The sequence below is a fragment of the Mesorhizobium sp. M7A.F.Ca.US.005.03.2.1 genome (assembly GCF_003997795.1).
Classification (GTDB): Bacteria; Pseudomonadota; Alphaproteobacteria; order Rhizobiales; family Rhizobiaceae; genus Mesorhizobium; species Mesorhizobium ciceri.
In genome coordinates this window covers 1-730 of sequence record NZ_RZRP01001465.1, presented here as the reverse complement: position 1 = coordinate 730, position 730 = coordinate 1, and the positions used below count along the sequence as shown (strand labels likewise).

1 protein-coding gene is annotated in these 730 nt (G+C 66.4%); it reads left to right on the top strand.

Annotated elements, in window-relative coordinates:
* Positions 1 to 3 precede the first annotated feature (3 nt).
* A partial coding sequence (locus EN991_RS38515) for a TIGR01620 family protein (RefSeq protein ID WP_127370641.1) occupies positions 4 to 730 on the top strand: 727 nt, incomplete at its 3' end.

Here is a 730-nt window from a genome sequence, read left to right as displayed (position 1 = left end):
GGCATGACCGCGCCCCGCAAGCCGGCGGCATTCCGCATCGAACCGGAAGCCCCACCGAGACAAGCGGCCCCTGAGCCGCGCAACATCCAGGCCGACACCCAGCGCAAACCCCGCGCGATGAAAACCCATGTCGCGATGGTCATTCCGGCGAAAGTCGATGTCTTCGACGAGCCCGACATCATTGCCGCGGAGCCGCCACCAGCCGTCGCCCCCAGGAAACGCTCGCTGCTCGGCAGCATCTTCTTCGGCGCCTTCGGCGTGCTGGTTTCGCTGGCGGTCGGCCTGTGGACCGACCAGCTCATACGCGACCTCTTTGCGCGCGCTGAGTGGCTGGGCTGGCTGGCCGCCGGCATGGCCGCCATCGCCGTGCTGGCGCTTGTGGTGATCCTGATTCGCGAATTCCTGGCGATCGCCCGCCTCGCCGAGGTCGAAAAGCTGCAGAAGCGGGCGCTCGATGCGATCGCCCGCGACGATCCCAAGGCGGCACGATCGGTCGTCGACGAATTGTCGGCCTTTGTCTCGGCCAAACCCGAGACCGCGGCCGGCCGGCGCGCGCTGGCCGAATTGCGCGGCGAAATCATCGACGGCGGCAATCTCGTGCGCCTGGCGGAGGCTGAAATTCTCGGACCACTCGATGCCAGAGCGAAAGTGATGATTCTCGAAGCTGCCAAACGCGTCTCGCTGGTGACGGCGGTCAGTCCACGCGCACTGGTCGATGTTGCCTATGTCG